This window comes from Alkalicoccus daliensis, from assembly GCF_900103955.1.
GTDB classification, from domain to species: domain Bacteria; phylum Bacillota; class Bacilli; order Bacillales; family Salisediminibacteriaceae; genus Alkalicoccus; species Alkalicoccus daliensis.
This window is the reverse complement of the sequence record NZ_FNIL01000021.1, coordinates 1-18,719: the sequence shown is the minus strand read 5'-3', so window position 1 is coordinate 18,719 and position 18,719 is coordinate 1. Positions and strand designations below refer to the sequence as shown.

Genomic DNA, 18,719 nt, shown 5'->3' with positions numbered 1-18,719 from the left:
TCCCGTTATCCAGTTTTGAGAGGGCAGCCTCTCTAGAAGAACACTACCTTCCGGTAGTTTCCGAATCCTTTGACTATTGTGCGTGCCGAGAGGCAAGGAGCACGAGGAACCAAGGGAGCGGCCCCCTCACGCACTTCAGTGCGTGAGGACGGACGCGAGCGCAGATGACAAAGTGATCTGACGCTTATCGGCAGGCACAACCAATCTAGTAGCGATAGCGGTGAGGTCACACCCGTTCCCATGCCGAACACGGAAGTTAAGCTCACCAGCGCCAATGATAGTTGGGGGCTCTCCCCCTGCGAAAGTAGGACGCTGCTAGGTACCCGGCACTTCATCTGCGGATGAAGTGCTTTTTTGTATTTATGGAAAGTCGATAACGTTTGTTTTCCTTTACATATTATCCAGTTATTATGTGATTGAATAATTTGAATAATTGGACTATGCTCGTTTTCTTGACAGTCGTGCATGGTATTGTTAATCTACTGATAATATTTTCAGTCAGCTGAAAGGGGAATGGTGTTACATGTGGGAAGATAAGTTTGCAAAAGAGGGATTAACATTCGATGATGTACTGCTGCTTCCGGATGAGTCGAACGTGCTGCCGAATCAAGTGTCTGTAGAAACAAAGCTCTCAGAAACCTTGAAGCTGAACGTACCTATCATCAGTGCAGGAATGGACACGGTGACAGAAGCTGGCATGGCCATTGCAATGGCACGTGCCGGTGGGCTTGGGATTATTCACAAAAACATGTCTATTGAAGAACAGGCAGAGCAGGTGGATCGCGTAAAGCGTTCGGAAAGTGGCGTTATTACGAATCCATTTCATTTAACGGAAGATCATCAAGTATTCGATGCAGAGCATCTTATGGGAAAATTCCGGATTTCCGGTGTGCCGATTGCGGATGAAAATGAAAAACTGGTAGGGATTATTACAAATCGTGATTTACGTTTTATTGAAGATTATTCTATTCCGATCAAAGATGTAATGACGAGCGAAAATCTGGTAACTGCGCCCGTAGGAACTACTTTAAAAGAAGCGCAGTCTATTTTGCAGAAACACCGTATAGAAAAACTTCCCCTCGTGGATAACGAAGGAAAGCTGAAAGGTCTTATTACGATTAAAGATATTGAAAAGGCGATTGAATTTCCTCATTCTGCAAAAGATAAGCAGGGACGGCTTATTGCAGGAGCCGCGGTAGGCGTAGGCGGAGATTCGGAAGCCCGGATTAAGGCACTTGTAGAATCTGAAGTAGATGTGCTTGTCATTGATACAGCGCATGGACATTCGCGCGGTGTTATTGAAAAAGTAAAAGAAGTAAGAAAAAATTATCCTGATATTAATATTGTGGCAGGAAATGTTGCTACAGCGGAAGCAACCCGTGCTTTAATTGAAGCAGGGGCCAATATTGTAAAAGTTGGTATTGGACCGGGATCTATTTGTACTACGCGTATTGTAGCCGGCATCGGTGTTCCGCAGATCACAGCTATTTACGACTGCGCCACAGAAGCACGCAAGCACGGTATTCCAATCATTGCAGATGGCGGTATTAAGTATTCCGGAGAAATTACTAAAGCTCTTGCTGCAGGCGGACACGCTGTAATGCTCGGCAGTATTCTTGCAGGGGTTACTGAGAGTCCCGGGGAAAGAGAAATCTACCAGGGCCGTCAGTTTAAAGTATACCGGGGCATGGGTTCTATTGGAGCAATGGAAAAAGGCAGTAAGGACCGATATTTTCAGGAGGAAGAAAAGAAGCTGGTGCCGGAGGGAATTGAAGGTCGAATTCCTTACAAAGGTCCTTTAGCAGATACGCTTCATCAACTTGTAGGCGGACTCCGTGCCGGTATGGGCTACTGCGGAACAGAAACAGTGACAGCCTTACAGGAAAGAGGAAAATTTGTACGTATCACAAGTGCAGGATTAACAGAAAGTCATGCACATGATGTACAGATCACGAAAGAATCACCAAATTATTCTTAATAAATATACTAAGTCTATAGATAGGGGCCTCCCCTATCTATTTTTATTGCGTGTGATGTGGTAAAATACCGCTTGTATGTCGAATCATGAAACTAATTGAATGAACATATAAAGATAATTATGGGGAGAGATGAATGAATGTTAAGAAAGATCGGAATTACTATGGTAGCAGGGACAATTTTATTTACCGGGGGAGTACCTGCAGCAGCAGAATTCCAGCCATCTGTAGAAACGTTGATTTTAGTAGATGCAGATACAGGGCAGATTTTATTTGAACAGAATGTAGAAAACCCTCTGCCGCCTGCAAGTATGACAAAAATGATGAGTGAATATCTTATCCTGGAAGCCGTAAATAATGGAGATATCGCCTGGGATGATGAAATCGAAGTAAATGAGTTTCTTGCAGGGCTTTCTCATAATCAGTCCTTATCGAACGTTATGATGAGAATAGAGGATCAATATACAGTAGAAGAGTTGTATGAATCAGTGGCTATCTATTCCGCCAACGCCTCTACGATGGCGCTGGCTGCACATATTGCAGGTTCAGAAGGTGAATTCGTTGAGTTAATGAATGAACGGGGAGAAGAACTTGGAATGGGAGAGCTGCTTCGTGAAGCAGGAGCAGAATATGGAATGGAAGAACTTGTGGAAATCTCTGAAGCAGGACATGGAGACTTTCAATTTGTAAACTCTACCGGACTTCCCAACAGGCTTCTTGAAGGAAATCAGCCGGAGGGAACAGGACCGGAAGAAGATAATTATATGTCTGCCAAAGCAACGGCAACACTTGCTTATCACTTAGTGAATGATTATCCGGAAGTACTGGATACAGCAAGTATCCCCGCAAAAACTTTCCGCGAAGGCACTTCAGACGAAATTCATATGCAGAACTGGAACTGGATGCTCGAAGGCACACAGTACAGTGATCTGGACTATGAATATGCGGATGGCTTAAAAACAGGATTTACGGAGGCTGCCGGGTATACGTTTACAGGAACTGCCGAACGTGACGGCCAGCGCTTGATCAGTGTAGTAATGGGAGCAGATTCTGAACCGCACCGCTTCCAGGAAACAGAAAGCGTAATGGAGTGGGGATTCGAAAACTTTGAAGAAGTAGAAATCTTTCCGGAGAACATGACGCTATCTTCACAGGAAACACTTCCAGTAGCCAAGGGAGAGGAAGAAGAAGTATCGATTGCCTCTACTGACGGCGTGACGCAGCTTGTCATGGATGGAGAAGAAGAGGACTATACCTACAGCATAGAGCTGGATGAAGAACTGCTTACAGAAGACGGGAAGCTGGAAGCTCCTGTGGAAGAAGGCACTGTAGTCGGACAAATGGTAGTAGAGTATGAAGGAGATCGGGAAGTATCGTATCTCGAAGGGGAAGAAGCAGGTAATTCCCGGGTGGATATTGTAACTACGGGCTCTGTAGAGCGTGCAGGCTGGATTTCTCTAACGATGAACAATGTCGGCTCTTTCTTTTCTGGTGTATGGTCTAACGTGTCGAACACAGTAAAAGGCTGGTTCTAATCCGCTAGTTTGAAGAGGAGCCGGGAATGTGTTAATATAAATCGTCAAGACTATAAGAAAAATTTTACGAATTCTTCGTTATTTAGCTTACGAAGATGCGTAATTTCGTTATAATAAAAGATGGAATAATTCTTTGAATGGATATACGTTTAAAAATCAGGGTTAATGTGTTGAAAGGGGATCATCATGGAAAAACGAACAGGTACAGATCGTGTAAAAAGAGGAATGGCAGAAATGCAAAAAGGCGGCGTCATTATGGACGTTATCAACGCTGAGCAGGCGAAAATTGCAGAAGAGGCAGGCGCAGTTGCGGTAATGGCACTGGAGCGGGTTCCTTCTGATATTCGTGCAGCAGGCGGGGTAGCACGTATGGCAGACCCGACAATTGTGGAAGAAGTGCGTGATGCAGTTTCTATTCCGGTTATGGCAAAAGCGCGTATCGGTCACATCGTAGAAGCTCGATTACTTGAAGCACTCGGCGTAGACTACATTGATGAGAGTGAAGTACTTACTCCAGCAGATGAAGTTTTCCATTTAAATAAAGCAGATTACACAGTTCCATTTGTGTGCGGTGCAAAAGACCTGGGAGAAGCAACCCGACGTATCGGTGAAGGAGCTTCTATGCTTCGTACAAAAGGGGAGCCTGGGACAGGAAATATTGTAGAAGCTGTGCGCCACCAGCGCCTGATTCAGTCACAGGTCCGTAAAGTAGTCAGCATGTCTGATGATGAGTTAATGACAGAAGCAAAAAATCTTGGTGCGCCGTTCCACATTTTACAGCAGATCCGTGAAGCAGGACGTCTTCCTGTAGTGAATTTTGCAGCAGGCGGCATTGCAACGCCGGCAGATGCAGCACTTATGATGCACTTAGGTTCAGATGGTGTCTTTGTTGGTTCCGGTATCTTTAAATCAGATAACCCGGCAAAATTTGGCCGTGCAATTGTAGAAGCTACGACACACTACGAAGATTTTGCACTTATCGCGGAGCTTTCCAAAAATCTTGGAACAGCGATGAAAGGGATTGAAATTTCTACACTTGAAGCAAAAGACCGTATGCAGGACCGCGGCTGGTAAGTCTTCTCGCGTAAAGAAAGAGGTGGTTACAGATGAACATTGGAGTATTAGCGCTGCAAGGAGCAATTCGAGAGCACGTGAAGGCAATTGAAGCTCCTGATGTGAACGTAACTATAGTGAAAAAGGTAGAACAGCTTGAAGGTCTGGATGGACTGGTTTTCCCTGGTGGAGAAAGTACTACGATGCGGCGGCTGATTAATCTATATGGTTTTTACGAGCCGCTGAAAAAATTTGCGCATGCCGGGAAGCCTGTTTTCGGTACCTGTGCCGGTGCGATTCTGATGGCAAGAGAAATAGTCGGGCAGGTTGAGCCGCATTTATCGGTAATGGATATGACAGTGGAGCGGAATGCTTTTGGCCGTCAGCGGGAAAGTTTTGAAGCCCTGCTTCCCATGAAAAATGTCGGAGAAGACGTACAGGCAGTATTTATCCGCGCACCGATTATTCGTTCTGTCGGTCCTGGAGTGACCGTACTTGCCGAGTATAATGGAGACATTGTAGCTGCGCAGGAAGGTCCGTTTCTTGCATGTTCTTTTCATCCTGAGTTAACAGAGGATGATCGTTTTCACCAGTACTTTGTACAAATGGTAAGGGAATCTTTATCAGAAGCCATAACAAACTAAAGCTGTGATAGGAAATAGTAGCGGATCAATTTTCTTCAGAGAGCCGGTGGCTGCTGTGAACCGGTGAAAACATTCGTGAATCCATCCTGGAGCATGAGAGTGAAGAAAGCTCTCACGGAACCTTCCGTTATAAGGATAAGGTGGGAGAACTTTTTATTTCTTCAACCAGGGTGGTATCGCGGTTACAACCGTCCCTGTGCGCACAGCGTTCAGGGACGGTTTTTTTTGCTTTAAGAAACAGCTGTTAAATACTTAAGAGGAGTGATGAAAATGTTAGATACAAAATTACTGAGAAATGAATTTCAAGCAGTGAAAGAAAAGCTATCCCGCAGAAATGAAGACATCTCTGCTTTGGATCAATTTGAAGAGCTGGATGCAAGACGCCGGGAGCTTATCCAGAAGACAGAAGAATTGAAAAGCAGACGGAATACAGTTTCCCAGGAAATATCCGAAATGAAACGGGAAAAGAAAGATGCGACCGAAGTAATCGCAGAAATGAAGAAAGTTTCCGGGGAAATTAAAAAACTGGATGATGAACTTCGTCAGGTGGATGAAGAGCTGGATTACATGCTGCTGACGATTCCTAATATTCCACATGAGGATGTTCCGGTCGGGGAAGATGAAGAAGATAATGTAGAAATCCGGACCTGGGGAGAAAAGCGGAGTTTTAATTTTGAAGAAAAAGCACACTGGGATCTTTTAAAAGAACTCGATATTGCTGACTTTGACCGCGCCGGAAAAGTTACAGGCAGCCGTTTTGTATTTTATAAAGGACTCGGGGCGAAGCTGGAGCGTGCACTCATCAACTATATGATGGACCTGCATGAAGAAAAGCACGGCTATGAGGAAGTGCTGCCGCCTTACATGGTAAACCGGGACAGCATGACAGGAACCGGCCAGCTTCCGAAATTTGAAGAAGATGCATTTAAAATTACTGAAGAAGATTACTTCTTAATTCCTACAGCAGAAGTACCGGTAACAAATATGCACCGGGACGAAATTCTGCAGGTGGAAGAGCTTCCGAAAGCATACGTAGCTTACAGTGCTTGCTTCCGGTCTGAGGCGGGGTCTGCAGGAAGGGACACCCGGGGACTGATCCGCCAGCACCAATTTAATAAAGTGGAACTTGTACGTTTCGTGCGTCCGGAAGAGTCTTACAATGAACTGGAAAAGCTGACGGGCCATGCAGAACAGATTCTCCAGGACTTGAAGCTTCCTTATCGGGTGCTGAAAATGTGTACGGGAGATTTAGGTTTTACCGCTGCAAAAAAATACGATCTGGAAGTATGGCTTCCAAGTTATAACGAATACAAAGAAATTTCTTCCTGCAGTAATTTTGAGGCCTTTCAGGCACGCCGTGCAAATATCCGCTTTAAAAGAGATACAAAATCAAAGACAGAGTTTGTACACACACTAAATGGTTCTGGACTGGCAATTGGCAGAACAGTAGCTGCAATTATTGAAAACTATCAATTAGAGGATGGCAGCATCGAAATTCCTGAGGTGCTCCGCAGCTACATGGGGAACCGTACACACATTAAACAAAAGTGATACGGCATTACTACAGCTGCTTTCTTCATTAAGAAGAAAGCAGCTTTTATTATATATATACAAAGGGATGAGAAAGACCTGTCTTTAATTCGGCAGTGAAAAAGTAAAAGTAAGCTTGTAAAATCATCTATCCTAATTAATATTCATTTTCCAGAAACACCACCTGCTGCGTAAATAACACAATTTGTGTATTTTAATACATTATATATTATAAATTTCAATGATACAGTTATTGTATGTATATTAGTACAGATTATATAAAGCGTGTTGAATATAAGATTTTCTGGTGTTACTGCCAATGAAATACACTAATACATAACTGTACTAAAGTACAAACAAATAAAAATAGTTTGTAAGAAAATTGTCGAAAAAGCTATACATTTATACAAAGTATTGTATATAATAGCGGTTAAGTTCGGTTATTAAATAAAATAAGTCAATTTCATCATTATTTTCAAATTTCGCTGATGCTTTTGTGCTCTGCAGGAGTGCACTGCTTTTATCAAGCTTCTTTAAAAAATGCACTGCAGGGACAGCTGGTTCTTCCTTCCATGTATGCAAAGCAAACGTAAAATTGGATTTTTTTATACAAAAAGACTGAAGGCTCATTCATATTGTTTTGACACACGAAAAAATCAGTACCTTGGTAGGGTGCAGCAATCTAAAAAATTATGATAAACTTAAAATAACTTATATCGGAATAATATAAATTTTCAAAATAGTTCGCTTTTTGTGACTGTAATAAAGGTAATACAGGTGAAGATTCCCATTAACATTAAAAAAAGTCTTTACATTGCAAAGTCTGACAATTAATATAATTATAAAATATTACATATTTGTTAAATGATAGTAATAGCAGCGGAAACTTACTACGAGAACACTACAAACCGCTTTATTATTTTCAGAAAATATTGAAGGGTTTGATTTTTGTGAGCACCCAGGAATCACTTTTAAAAGTTCAAAACTTACATACAGGGTTTGAAATAGAAGGAAAAACGTATTACGCAGTAAAAGACGTTTCTTTCGATGTAAAACCGAAAGAAGTGGTGTGCGTCGTAGGAGAATCAGGATGCGGGAAAAGCGTAATGTCCTTATCTATTATGGATCTTCTTCCTAAACACAACGGGAAAATTGCGCAGGGAGAAATTCTTTTTAAAGGAAAGGACCTGGTACCTCTTTCGGATAATGAAATGAATCAGATCCGCGGAAAAGATATCAGCATGATATTCCAAGAGCCGATGACTGCTTTAAATCCGGTACTTTCCATAGGGTTTCAGCTGGATGAAGTATTAATTAACCACACCACTTCCAAAAATGAAGAAATCCGCCGAAAAAGTATTTCTCTTCTGCAGCAGGTAGGAATTTCCCGGGCAGATCAAGTAGTAAACGAGTATCCTCATCAGCTGTCCGGTGGAATGCGCCAGCGCGTAATGATCGCTATGGCTATCGCCTGCCAGCCGCAGCTGCTGATTGCAGATGAACCGACAACGGCGCTTGATGTGACCGTACAGGCACAGATTCTTGAATTAATTACTAAGATTCAGGAGGAAGTGGGAATGGCGATGCTGCTGATTACACATGATCTGGGTGTAGTAGCAGAAATGGCTGACCGCGTCGTTGTAATGTATGCGGGGCAGGTAGTGGAATATACAGATGCAGACCGGCTCTTTTACGCGCCGAAGCACCCCTATACGAAAGCGCTGCTTGACTCTATCCCAAGAATGGACGAAACAAGAGAAGTACTTAATACGATTAAAGGTATTGTACCTTCCCTGAAAAACATGCCTGCCAAAGGATGCCGGTTCGTAGACCGCTGTCCTTCAGCGATGCCGGAGTGTGCAGAAATAGATCCACAGCTGGGGGAAGTAGAAAAGGGACATGCCGTCCGTTGTATCCTCTATGATGCAAGCCACCCAGAAAAAGAAGCGGAGGTTAAGTAATGGCAAATGATGCAGTGAAATCAGAGCACCTGCTGCAAGTGCAGGAGCTGAAAAAATATTACCCCGTCCGCGGTGGCTTTTTAAGGCGGAAGGTCGGAGATGTAAAAGCGGTTGATAATATTTCCCTTGAGCTGAAGCGAGGAGAAACGTTTGGTCTCGTTGGGGAGTCCGGCTGCGGAAAATCAACTGCCGGCAGAACAATTACCCGTCTTTTTAAGCCTACGGCAGGAAAAATCTTTTTTGAAGGCCGGGATATTACCTCTCTCCGCGGGTCAGAACTTCGGGATTTACGGCAGGATATTCAAATGGTCTTCCAGGATCCGTTTGCTTCCCTGAATCCAAAAATGATGGTAGGAAGCATTGTTTCTGAACCATTAATTAATTACGGAAAAGGAAGCGAATCAAAATTGAAAGAAGAAGTTATGAATCTTCTCTCAAGAGTTGGACTTCCGGAAGACGCTTATTATAAGTATCCGCATGAATTTTCCGGTGGACAGCGGCAGCGGATCGGAATTGCGCGCGCACTGGCACTTAAGCCAAAGCTGATCGTGGCAGATGAGCCGGTTTCGGCACTTGATGTATCTGTACAATCTCAAGTATTAAATCTATTAAAAGAACTGCAGCAAGAATTTAATTTAACGCTTTTATTTATTGCGCACGATTTAAGCGTGGTAAAACATATGAGCGACCGTATCGGAGTCATGTACTTAGGAAATCTGGTAGAAGTGGCAGATGCCCAGGATATTTATGCTGATCCGAAGCATCCATATACACAGGCGCTTATCTCCGCTATTCCACAGCCTGATCCGCGGAACAAAAGTAAAAGAATTATTCTTTCAGGCGATGTGCCGAGTCCGCAGAATCCACCTACGGGGTGTCCATTTCATCCTCGCTGTCCAAAGGCGATGCCTGAATGCAGTGACAAAAAACCTCAGTTAAGGGAGGTGAACCGCGACCATCGTGTCTCGTGTCTATTATATGAATAGACGTTCACCAACTGGCTGAATGATCAACTAAAACAATCAAGGGGGAAATTTGAATGAAACGTTCACGTTACTTATTAGGTGCTTCTCTGATTTCTGTGTCACTTCTTGCAGCAGCATGCGGGAATAATGCAGACGAAAATAACAACGCAGATCCGGCAGACAATGGAAATGCTGACAATGCAGAAACAAATGATGCTGGGAACGATGCCGATACTGAAGGAAACAATGCAGACGGCAATGAAGATACTGAAGAAGGAAATGAAGCTGCAGAAGGAGATGCGCCACAAGGCGGTTCTGTAACCTACGGCTACATTGCACCTTTCGCCGGTGTTTTCGACTGGGCTTTTTATGAGGGACAGGACGACAGCCTTGCCTTAAACATTTTTAATGGTGATGCACTGTATTCTATCTCTTCTTTCACAGATTTCGAACCTGAACCAAACCTGGCGCATGACTGGGAGTGGAATGAAGATAACACAGTACTTACTTTTCATTTAGAAGAAGGCGTAATGTGGCATAACGGAGAAGAATTGACTGCAGAAGACTTTGAATTTGCTTACGAAACAATTGCAGATCCGGATTACGGCGGTGCTCGTGCTTCCAACGTAGACCGCATTGTAGGATATGAAGACTACAGAGCGGGTGAAGCAGACGATTTTGAAGGAGTAAATGTCGTTGATGACTATACACTTGAAATTACATTTGAAGAAGCAGCAGCGAACAACCTGGAGCAGTTATGGTCCTATCCAATGCCGAAAGCACATATGGAAGGTGTAGCGGTAGCGGATATGGCTGATTCTCCGGAAGTACGGGAAAATCCGGTAGGTCTAGGGCCGTTTGAAGTATCAAATATTGTGCCGGGGGAAATGGTAGAATATACAGCGTATGAAGACTACTGGCAGGGTGCTCCGAACCTGGATGAAGTTGTTTACCGTATTGTAGACGGTGCACAGGCAGGAGAGCTTGTAGAGCAGGGAGAAGTTGACATTATCGAACTTACTCCAAACCAGGCAGGACCGCTGGAAGGCAGCGAAAATGTAACAGTGGAAGAAATTGAAGGACTTTCTTACAGCTACCTTGGCTTTAAGCTTGGAGAGTGGAACGCAGAAGATGGCGTAGTAGAAATGAACAATCCGAAATTCGAATCAAAAGAGCTTCGTCAGGCATTTGCTCATGCCATTGACCGTCAAGGCATCATTGATTCTTTCAATGAAGGCTACGGAACTGTAATCAACGCTCCGGAATCTGTGATCCGCTGGTCTTACCCGGATGAATCAGAGCTTAACCAGTACGAGTTTGATATTGAGCGTGCGCAGGAACTTCTTGCAGAAGCAGGCTATGAAGATCAGACGGGAGACGGTTTTGTAGAAGATCCGAATGGAGAAGAATTCACGGTAAATCTTGCAGCAATGGATACGCCGGCTGATATTGCCGAGCCGCGTGCGCAGTATATTCTGCAGACGCTTCAGGAAGCTGGCATTAACGCACAGTTAATGGACGGACAGCTGCTTGATTTCAACCTCTTCTATGATCTTGTAGAAGAAGATGATCCAAACATTGATATCTTTATGGGTGCCTGGGGACTTGCTACGGCAGATCCGGATCCATCTGGACTATGGCGTTCTACAGATATCTGGAACTTCCCTCGCTGGTATAACGAAGAGTCCGATGAGCTTATTTCACAAGGTTTAAGTGAAGAAGCACTGGATCAGGACTATCGTCAGGAAGTGTATCAGGAGTGGCACCAGCTCGTAAATGAAGAGCTGCCATTGATTCCTTTAAACTCTCCTACTGACCTTTACGGTATCGGCAACCATGTCGGCGGTGTAACAGTAGATGTGCGTGATGCTACTGCAAATCCACAGGACTGGTATGTAGAAGAAGAGTAATTCTTTAACGGCTTGTTCGACTGAAACTGAGTAAACAAGCTTTACTTTGACCAAGCAAGGAGAACTGATCATGCTTATTTACACGTTGAGACGTATACTCACCATGATTCCTATCTTGTTCCTGGTCTCCATTGTGGTATTCGCCCTGGCATTAGCTATGCCAGGGGATGCCTTAAGTGGGCAGATTAACCCGGCCAATGCTAACCCGGAATACATTGAAGAAATGCGAGAAGAACTAGGATTAAATGATCCAATTCACGTTCAGTACGGCCGCTGGATTGCCGGCATTGTTCAATGGGATTTCGGTCGTTCTGTGGTTCACAGCAGGGATGTAACACAGGTAATTGGGGACAGGCTGCCAAATACAATATTATTGTCGGCGGTATCGTTAATAATTACATATATACTTGCATTTCTCATGGGACGTTATGCCGGAAGAAATCCATACACTAAGGGAGATTATGCTATACAGGGAACGAACTATTTAATGCTTGCAATACCCAGCTTCGTAGCAGCATTGTTTGCGATTTTCATTTTTTCTTTCCAGCTTGGATGGTTTCCTTCTACCGGAAGTGTAGGAAGAGGCCTGGAAGCAGGGACGTTGGATTTCTGGATCAGCAAGCTTTATCACACTTTTCTGCCTGCACTTGTGCTTGGTGCCTTAGTAACTGCAAGTTATACGCAGTTTCTGCGGAATGACATCATTGAAAGCTCGCAGAAAGATTACGTCCGGACAGCCCGGGCAAAAGGCACAAGCGAATCTGATATTTATAATAAACATATTTTACGTAATTCGATTATTCCGATTGTAACGCTGTTCGGTTTTGATATTGCAAGTATCATCGGCGGAGCAGTGATCATCGAGACTATTTTCTCTTATCGTGGTATTGGGGAACTTCTGATTACGTCGATTCAGCAGCGGGATTCAGCAGTAGTACTTGCTGTAACATTAATGCTTTCTGTAGCAACACTGCTTGGAAATCTGCTTGCAGATCTGCTGTACGGAGTAATCGATCCACGAATAAGAGTAGAATAGGAGGGGACGCTGATGGAAGCTGTAACAGAAACAAAGTTGGAAAAACAGGCAAAGAAGCAGTCCCCTTGGTCGATTGCAAGAAAGAAATTGATTAGAAACAAGCTGGCAGTTATTAGCTTAACCTTTTTAATTGTTGTCACTGCCATGGCTTATTTAGCTCCTTTTATTACGGGATATGACCCGACGCAGGTAGACATCATGAACCGGACGACGCCTCCGGGAGAAGGGTATCTGCTGGGCACAGATTCTTCCGGAAGAGATATCTGGTCCCTGCTGATGTATGGGGCAAGAACTTCTCTTACGATCGGGTTTGTATGTACGTTTGCAGTTATTTTAATTGGAACTGTAATCGGCTCGATTGCCGGCTATTACGGCGGCTGGGTAGATGCCGTTTTAATGCGTTTCACTGATTTCATGATGAACTTTCCTTTTCTCGTTTTCGTTATTGTACTTGCTTCCATTTTCCGGGATGCCGGCATCTGGGCCCTGATTATCGTATTAAGTGTTTTATCGTGGACAGGAGCGGCCCGTGTAGTGCGGAGTAAGGTGATGTCAGAAAAAGAAAACGAATATGTAATGGCAGCCATTTCCATTGGGGGTACGCCATTTAAAGTAATACGAAAGCATCTGCTGCCAAACGTCATGACAACGATTATTGTACAGGCTACACTGATTTTAGCTGTTATGATAGTAGCTGAGACTGCTTTAAGCTTCCTTGGCTTCGGTGTACCACAGGGGACGCCGAGCTGGGGGAATATGATGAGTGAAGCGCGTGATCCGAATGTTATCCGCACCCAGTGGTGGGTATGGATTCCGCCAGGCCTCGCGATTACCTTTACGATTCTTTCGATTAACTTTATCGGTGAAGGCATTAAAGATGCTTTCAATCCAAGATCTGCACGTTAAAAAGCTGCCTCCGGGCAGCTTTTTATTTGGGAATTTTTCCCGTTCATGCTTCCGCAGGCTTCTAGCCGGTTTCCGCTTTGTGCTTACATTTGAAAAATTGAAGCAGGTGATGGCTTCCATTACGAACTTTGCTGGCAACAATAAGAGGTTTAGACGCCTCCGCCAAAAGCGCAGCGGCATATAGCATTCCTCTCTGGGATTTTGTTTCCGCGGCAGTTATTAAAATAACGTTGCAGATCATTCTGTACACCACTACAATTTACTTAGTGTTTCAGGGCAGGAGTGAATAACAATGACACAGGAAGAAATAGATATATATTATATGCAGCTTGCAGTAAAAGAAGCAGTAAAAGCCGGGGCAGAAGGGGAAGTGCCGATTGGAGCGGTCATCGTTAAGCAGGATCAGGTTATTGCCACTGGTTATAATGAAAGAGAACGTACGCAGCAGGCAACAACACACGCGGAACTTACTGCAATCGAAAAAGCCTGCGAAGCAACAGGAAGCTGGCGGCTGGAAGACTGTACGTTGTACGTCACTTTGGAACCCTGCCCAATGTGTGCAGGTGCCATTGTACAGTCACGGATAGCACGTGTAGTGTTTGGGGCGGAAGATCCCAAAGCAGGCTGCTGCGGCACCCTGATGAACCTCGTACAGGATGATCGATTTAATCACAGGGCGGCCCTTACTTCTGGTATAATGAAGGAAGAAACAGGTGCTTTGTTAACGGATTTTTTTCGTGAGCTGAGAACCTCTAAAAAACGAAAGAAACAGGAGGGACTATCCGATGCGACCGAATCAAATTTCGCTGGAGACAGCGCAGATGATGGCAAAAAAGCTTAACATGCCGCTGGAACACGTAATGCACACTCCGCCGCATATTCTTATGGCGAAGCTGCAGAAGGCAGAAGCAGCTGCGGAAGAAAACGAGGAAAAGTAATCGATTTTAGTGTTATTCTTGCATTTCAAAGTTAAAAAAGATATACTGTATTTTGCGTTGAAAAAACGCCTGAATAAATTATCAATTTTGTCGTGCTAAGCGGGGAATTAGCGGTGCCCTGTACTCGCAATCCGCTACAGCGAGGCTGAACTCCTCTCAGAGGCCGCACGTTCTCATGGTCTGCCCTAAGTAAGTGGTGTTGACATTCGGGTTCCACGCAACGGAATCTCGTGAATCCTGTCAGGTCCGGAAGGAAGCAGCAGTAAGCGAGTCCTTCCGTGTGCCGTGGAGTTGCCTGAATCGAGCAAACTGCTTAGGTAACGCTTGAGGGTGTCCGGTCGAAGAGAGGTGCACGGCAGTAGATATAATAGAGAAGGATGTGCTTTTATAAGCCATCCTTTTTTTATGCGAAAAAAAGTGAAATTTCAGTAAGAATGATTTTGAAATCAACCCTCTGAGCCGGTATAATTGATAAAGGTGAAAGTATACGAAGGAGCTGAACGGTGATGAGTTATCAAGCGCTGTACCGCGTCTGGCGTCCGCATCGACTTACGGATGTGGTCGGACAGGAACATATTACAAAAACGCTTAAAAATGCCCTTGTTCAGCAGAAACTATCGCACGCGTATCTTTTTACAGGGCCGCGGGGCACAGGTAAAACGAGTGCTGCAAAGATCGTGGCCAAAGCAGTCAACTGCCATCAGGCACCGACAGAGGAACCGTGTAACCAATGCGAAGCCTGCCGCGGCATCCAGGACGGCAGTATTGTAGATGTGATGGAAATTGATGCTGCGAGCAACAACGGTGTAGATGAAATTCGCGATATCAGAGATAAAGTAAAATTCGCTCCCAGTGCAGCCCGGTTTAAAGTATATATTATCGATGAAGTGCATATGCTTACGACTGGTGCTTTCAATGCACTCCTAAAAACTTTAGAAGAACCTCCACAGCACGTTATTTTTATCCTGGCTACGACAGAGCCTCACAAAATTCCACTTACTATTATTTCCCGCTGTCAGCGGTTTGATTTTAAACGGATCACTGCACATGCGATGCTTGGCAGAATGGAAGAAATCGTAAAAGAAAGCAATATTGCTGTAGAGGCAGATGCCCTTGCCTTGATTGCCCGGGTGTCTGAAGGAGGAATGAGAGATGCACTGAGTCTCCTGGATCAGGCAGTCTCTTTTGCAGATGATACAATTACCAGAGAAGACATTCTGGCGATTATTGGTTCTGTTTCCCATGATATGATGTATACCATTGTAGAGGCTGTAAGAGAAGGGAATGTAGGCGCAGGACTGGAAGCAATTGATGTGATAATGCAGGAAGGGAAAGACCCGAATAGATTCATTGAGGATCTTATTTTCTTCTTCCGGGATGCGCTTATGATAAAAACAGCTCCTCAGCTGGAAGAGTCCAAAGACCGGATAGGGACAGATGAAAAATTTCGTGAAGTAACAGAAACTTTTGATCAAGCCTGGATTTTTCAGATCATGGAACGGCTGAATCATTTTCAGCAGGAAATGAAATGGGCAAGTCATCCGCAGGTATTTCTGGAAATGTTTATTGTCCAGGCCTCCCAGCAGACAACGTCTCTTCCCATGGCGGAGGCAGATGCTGCGCCTAATTCTTCTACATTAGAAGCGCTGCAGCAGAAAGTGGAAAGTCTGGAGAGGACACTGCAGCAGCTGCAGACTGAAGGAGTAAAGCAGGCTGCTCCCCAGCAGAAAGAAGCTGTACAGAGACCGAAACAGCGTGCTGCACAGCCGTCCAATAAAAGCCGGGCGAATGCAAAAAAAGTGCAGATGATGCTCGACGGGGCGACCAAATCCCACCTGCAGAATATTCAGTCCAAGTGGGGGAATGTGCTTGAACAAGTAAAGAGAGAGAGCGTTCCTGCGTCCGCCTGGCTGAATGACTGCCAGCCTGCAGCAAGTTCGGAAAACGAGTTTGTACTGGCGTTCCGCAATGAAATGCATCGGGATATGGTAGATGATAAATTCCGGAATCTCGTAGAAAATGCAGTAGGACAGCAAATGTCCAAACAAATGACAATGCTCACGCTGCTCGAAGCAGACTGGGAAGAAATCAAAGCTAATTATGTAAAGAGTCAGCGTGGAAAAGAAAATCGTGTTTCTTCTAATGAAGATGGAGATACGATAGAAGATGAAACAGCTGCAGATGAAGAAGGAAATCCGCTGGTCGATGAAGCCGTGAAACTTTTCGGCAGAGATTTGCTTGAAATTAAAGAGTAAGATAGCATAGATAAGAAGGAATCCAATTAAAGAGAGGGAGATACAAATGAAAAACATGGGTAATATGATGAAGCAGATGCAGAAAATGCAGAAAGATATGGCGAAAGCACAGGAACAGTTAAAAGAAGAAACGGTAGAAGCGTCTGCTGGCGGTGGAATGGTAAAAGTTATTGCCAGTGGAGAAAAGAAGATTCTCGACATTCAGATAAACGAAGAAGCAGTAGATCCGGATGATGTTGAAATGCTGGAGGATCTTGTACTTGCAGCGACAAATGAAGCTTTAACGAAAGTAGATGAACTCGTGGAAGAACGAATGGGTAAATTCACAAAAGGAATGAACATTCCCGGCCTGATGTAACAGATGTTTAAAGGAAAATGCAATGAGGGAATAATTTAAGAGAGAAACTGCCCCTTTTTACAGAGATAAGGGGCAGTTCTTTTCTTCTCGGCAGGGTGAAAGCTGGCTGAGAACAGCGGGATTTTCTATTTTAATGAAAGAAGCTGTTTTGTTATTTGCAAGTACGTACTTCTTTATATAGAAGAAAGAAGAAATCGGAGGTAAAAACAAATGCAATATCCACAACCTATTTCAAAACTGATGGATGGATTTATGAGACTTCCCGGCATAGGTCCGAAAACAGCGGCCAGACTTGCCTTTCATGTACTGGATATGAAAGAAGATGATGTTCTTGATTTTGCAAGGGCACTAGTAAGTGTAAAGCGGGAATTAACTTACTGTACTGTCTGCCACCATATTACGGATACAGATCCCTGCCGCATCTGTGAGGATAAATCAAGAGATCAGTCTATTATCTGTGTAGTCCAGGATTCTAAAGATGTGATCGCTATGGAAAAAATGCGCGAGTACGGCGGTTTGTATCATGTACTGCACGGGGCAATTTCACCGGTAGAGGGAATTGGACCAGAAGATATATATCTTCCTGACCTGCTGAAAAGACTCCAGAATGAAGAAGTGAAAGAATTAATTGTTGCTACCAATCCTAATATCGAAGGAGAAGCGACTGCCATGTATATATCAAGACTGGTCAAACCTACAGGAATGAGAGTAACGAGAATTGCGCACGGACTCCCAGTTGGAGGAGATCTGGAGTATGCAGATGAAGTAACGCTTTCCAAAGCAATTGAAGGCAGAAGAGAACTCTAGGAAAAGGGGGAGTTATTAATGAGACGTAAAAAAAGAAAAATGCGTCGGGAAAAAGACGACGAATTGATTTATTATCTGGATCAGATAAAGCGGAAGGTAAATCAGCACGAATCATATTTAAATAATTCTTTTGATGCCAGAGAAGAACTGCAGGGTATGGCAAAAGCGGAACAAGCAAAATACTGGTTTTTATTAAGAGAAGCCAGAGTAAGAGGAACTACATTTTATTAATATAATAAATTGATTTCTTTCTTTAATAAATACAAAATCAGATGATTTCACAGAGAATGCGATGTAAAAAAACAAAGAAGAGGCTGTGACAGGGGGTAATTTAAAATCCCTCAATTTTTTTTAAAGAAATTATAGTTTCTTGTTGACGTTGTATTTTCAGCGTGGTATATTATTACTTGTCGCCGAGAAGAGGCCGGCTTAATTACAAGCATTTAAATCTTTTTTAGAAAGAATCGTTGACACAATGATTGCTTTCGTGCTATATTAATAAAGTCGCCAAAAACAAGCGGCATTCACATTTGCTCTTTGAAAACTAAACAAAAGACGAAGAAGAAGGTAAAGAGAATGAATCATTCTCTGTCAATTTTTTAAGCAAGCAAAGAATCTTTAGCCAGATTCAGTTTTGAACGTCAGAAGTTCAGACTTCTACCATTTATTGGAGAGTTTGATCCTGGCTCAGGACGAACGCTGGCGGCGTGCCTAATACATGCAAGTCGAGCGCAGGAAACAGGCAGAACCCTTCGGGGGGACGCCTGTGGAATGAGCGGCGGACGGGTGAGTAACACGTGGGCAACCTGCCTTCCAGATCGGAATAACCCCGGGAAACCGGGGCT

Annotated in this window: 16 protein-coding genes, 2 rRNA genes, 1 other RNA gene and 1 other annotated feature; all 19 genes read left to right on the top strand. The window is 43.9% G+C overall.

The genetic code is table 11. From position 1 onward, the window contains the following. Window positions 1–204 precede the first annotated feature (204 nt). Window positions 205–321: ribosomal RNA gene (gene rrf / locus BLP92_RS17550) — 5S ribosomal RNA — on the top strand. Between the two features lie 202 nt (window positions 322–523). Continuing rightward, a complete protein-coding gene (guaB, locus tag BLP92_RS17545; RefSeq protein ID WP_090844674.1) occupies window positions 524–1,978 on the top strand; it encodes an IMP dehydrogenase in 1,455 nt (484 codons plus the stop codon). Between the two features lie 138 nt (window positions 1,979–2,116). After that, entirely contained in the window at window positions 2,117–3,511 is a 1,395-nt protein-coding gene (locus BLP92_RS17540) for a D-alanyl-D-alanine carboxypeptidase family protein (RefSeq protein ID WP_090844671.1), read from the top strand. Between the two features lie 186 nt (window positions 3,512–3,697). Continuing rightward, window positions 3,698–4,585: a pyridoxal 5'-phosphate synthase lyase subunit PdxS gene (gene pdxS / locus BLP92_RS17535; protein ID WP_090844668.1), complete on the top strand. Its 888-nt coding sequence runs from the start codon at window positions 3,698–3,700 to the stop codon at window positions 4,583–4,585. Window positions 4,586–4,617: 32 nt separating this feature from the next. After that, window positions 4,618–5,208 (top strand): pyridoxal 5'-phosphate synthase glutaminase subunit PdxT, encoded by a 591-nt coding sequence (gene pdxT, locus BLP92_RS17530; protein ID WP_090844665.1) that lies wholly within the window; start codon window positions 4,618–4,620, stop codon window positions 5,206–5,208. Continuing rightward, window positions 5,204–5,407, top strand: a binding site (T-box leader). It overlaps the preceding gene by 5 nt. A 71-nt stretch (window positions 5,408–5,478) precedes the next feature. Beyond that, window positions 5,479–6,759 carry a serine--tRNA ligase gene (serS, locus tag BLP92_RS17525; RefSeq protein ID WP_090844662.1) on the top strand — a complete coding sequence of 427 codons (1,281 nt, stop codon included), beginning with the start codon at window positions 5,479–5,481 and terminating at the stop codon, window positions 6,757–6,759. Between the two features lie 929 nt (window positions 6,760–7,688). Further along, window positions 7,689–8,699 (top strand): ABC transporter ATP-binding protein, encoded by a 1,011-nt coding sequence (locus BLP92_RS17515; protein ID WP_090844656.1) that lies wholly within the window; start codon window positions 7,689–7,691, stop codon window positions 8,697–8,699. After that, window positions 8,699–9,685, top strand: coding sequence for an ABC transporter ATP-binding protein (locus BLP92_RS17510; protein WP_090844654.1), 987 nt, complete (start codon window positions 8,699–8,701; stop codon window positions 9,683–9,685). The genes BLP92_RS17515 and BLP92_RS17510 overlap by 1 nt, the downstream gene beginning before the upstream one ends. 53 nt (window positions 9,686–9,738) lie before the next feature. After that, window positions 9,739–11,574, top strand: a complete 1,836-nt coding sequence (opp4A, locus tag BLP92_RS17505; RefSeq protein WP_090844651.1) for an oligopeptide ABC transporter substrate-binding protein — start codon at window positions 9,739–9,741, stop codon at window positions 11,572–11,574. Window positions 11,575–11,644: 70 nt separating this feature from the next. Beyond that, window positions 11,645–12,610: an oligopeptide ABC transporter permease gene (gene opp4B, locus BLP92_RS17500; protein WP_090844649.1), complete on the top strand. Its 966-nt coding sequence runs from the start codon at window positions 11,645–11,647 to the stop codon at window positions 12,608–12,610. 12 nt (window positions 12,611–12,622) lie between these two features. Next, complete coding sequence (gene opp4C, locus BLP92_RS17495) at window positions 12,623–13,516, top strand: oligopeptide ABC transporter permease (RefSeq protein ID WP_090844646.1); 894 nt, start codon at window positions 12,623–12,625, stop codon at window positions 13,514–13,516. A 292-nt stretch (window positions 13,517–13,808) separates the two neighbouring features. Next, on the top strand, window positions 13,809–14,357 hold the full coding sequence (gene tadA, locus BLP92_RS17485; protein WP_090844641.1) for a tRNA adenosine(34) deaminase TadA: 549 nt from the start codon (window positions 13,809–13,811) through the stop codon (window positions 14,355–14,357). Then, window positions 14,338–14,454 (top strand): YycC family protein, encoded by a 117-nt coding sequence (locus BLP92_RS17480; RefSeq protein ID WP_425284453.1) that lies wholly within the window; start codon window positions 14,338–14,340, stop codon window positions 14,452–14,454. Before tadA ends, BLP92_RS17480 begins: the two co-directional genes overlap by 20 nt. Before the next feature lie 90 nt (window positions 14,455–14,544). Beyond that, window positions 14,545–14,810, top strand: an RNA gene (ffs, locus tag BLP92_RS17475) — signal recognition particle sRNA large type. A 150-nt stretch (window positions 14,811–14,960) separates the two neighbouring features. Further along, window positions 14,961–16,709, top strand: a complete 1,749-nt coding sequence (gene dnaX, locus BLP92_RS17470; RefSeq protein WP_090844635.1) for a DNA polymerase III subunit gamma/tau — start codon at window positions 14,961–14,963, stop codon at window positions 16,707–16,709. A 46-nt stretch (window positions 16,710–16,755) separates the two neighbouring features. Next, window positions 16,756–17,067 (top strand): YbaB/EbfC family nucleoid-associated protein, encoded by a 312-nt coding sequence (locus tag BLP92_RS17465; RefSeq protein ID WP_090844633.1) that lies wholly within the window; start codon window positions 16,756–16,758, stop codon window positions 17,065–17,067. A gap of 210 nt (window positions 17,068–17,277) precedes the next feature. Then, entirely contained in the window at window positions 17,278–17,874 is a 597-nt protein-coding gene (gene recR / locus BLP92_RS17460; protein ID WP_090844630.1) for a recombination mediator RecR, read from the top strand. Between the two features lie 18 nt (window positions 17,875–17,892). Next, window positions 17,893–18,105, top strand: a complete 213-nt coding sequence (locus tag BLP92_RS17455) for a DUF2508 family protein (protein ID WP_090844628.1) — start codon at window positions 17,893–17,895, stop codon at window positions 18,103–18,105. Between the two features lie 433 nt (window positions 18,106–18,538). Then, a 16S ribosomal RNA gene (locus BLP92_RS17450) occupies window positions 18,539–18,719 on the top strand; the annotation flags it as partial.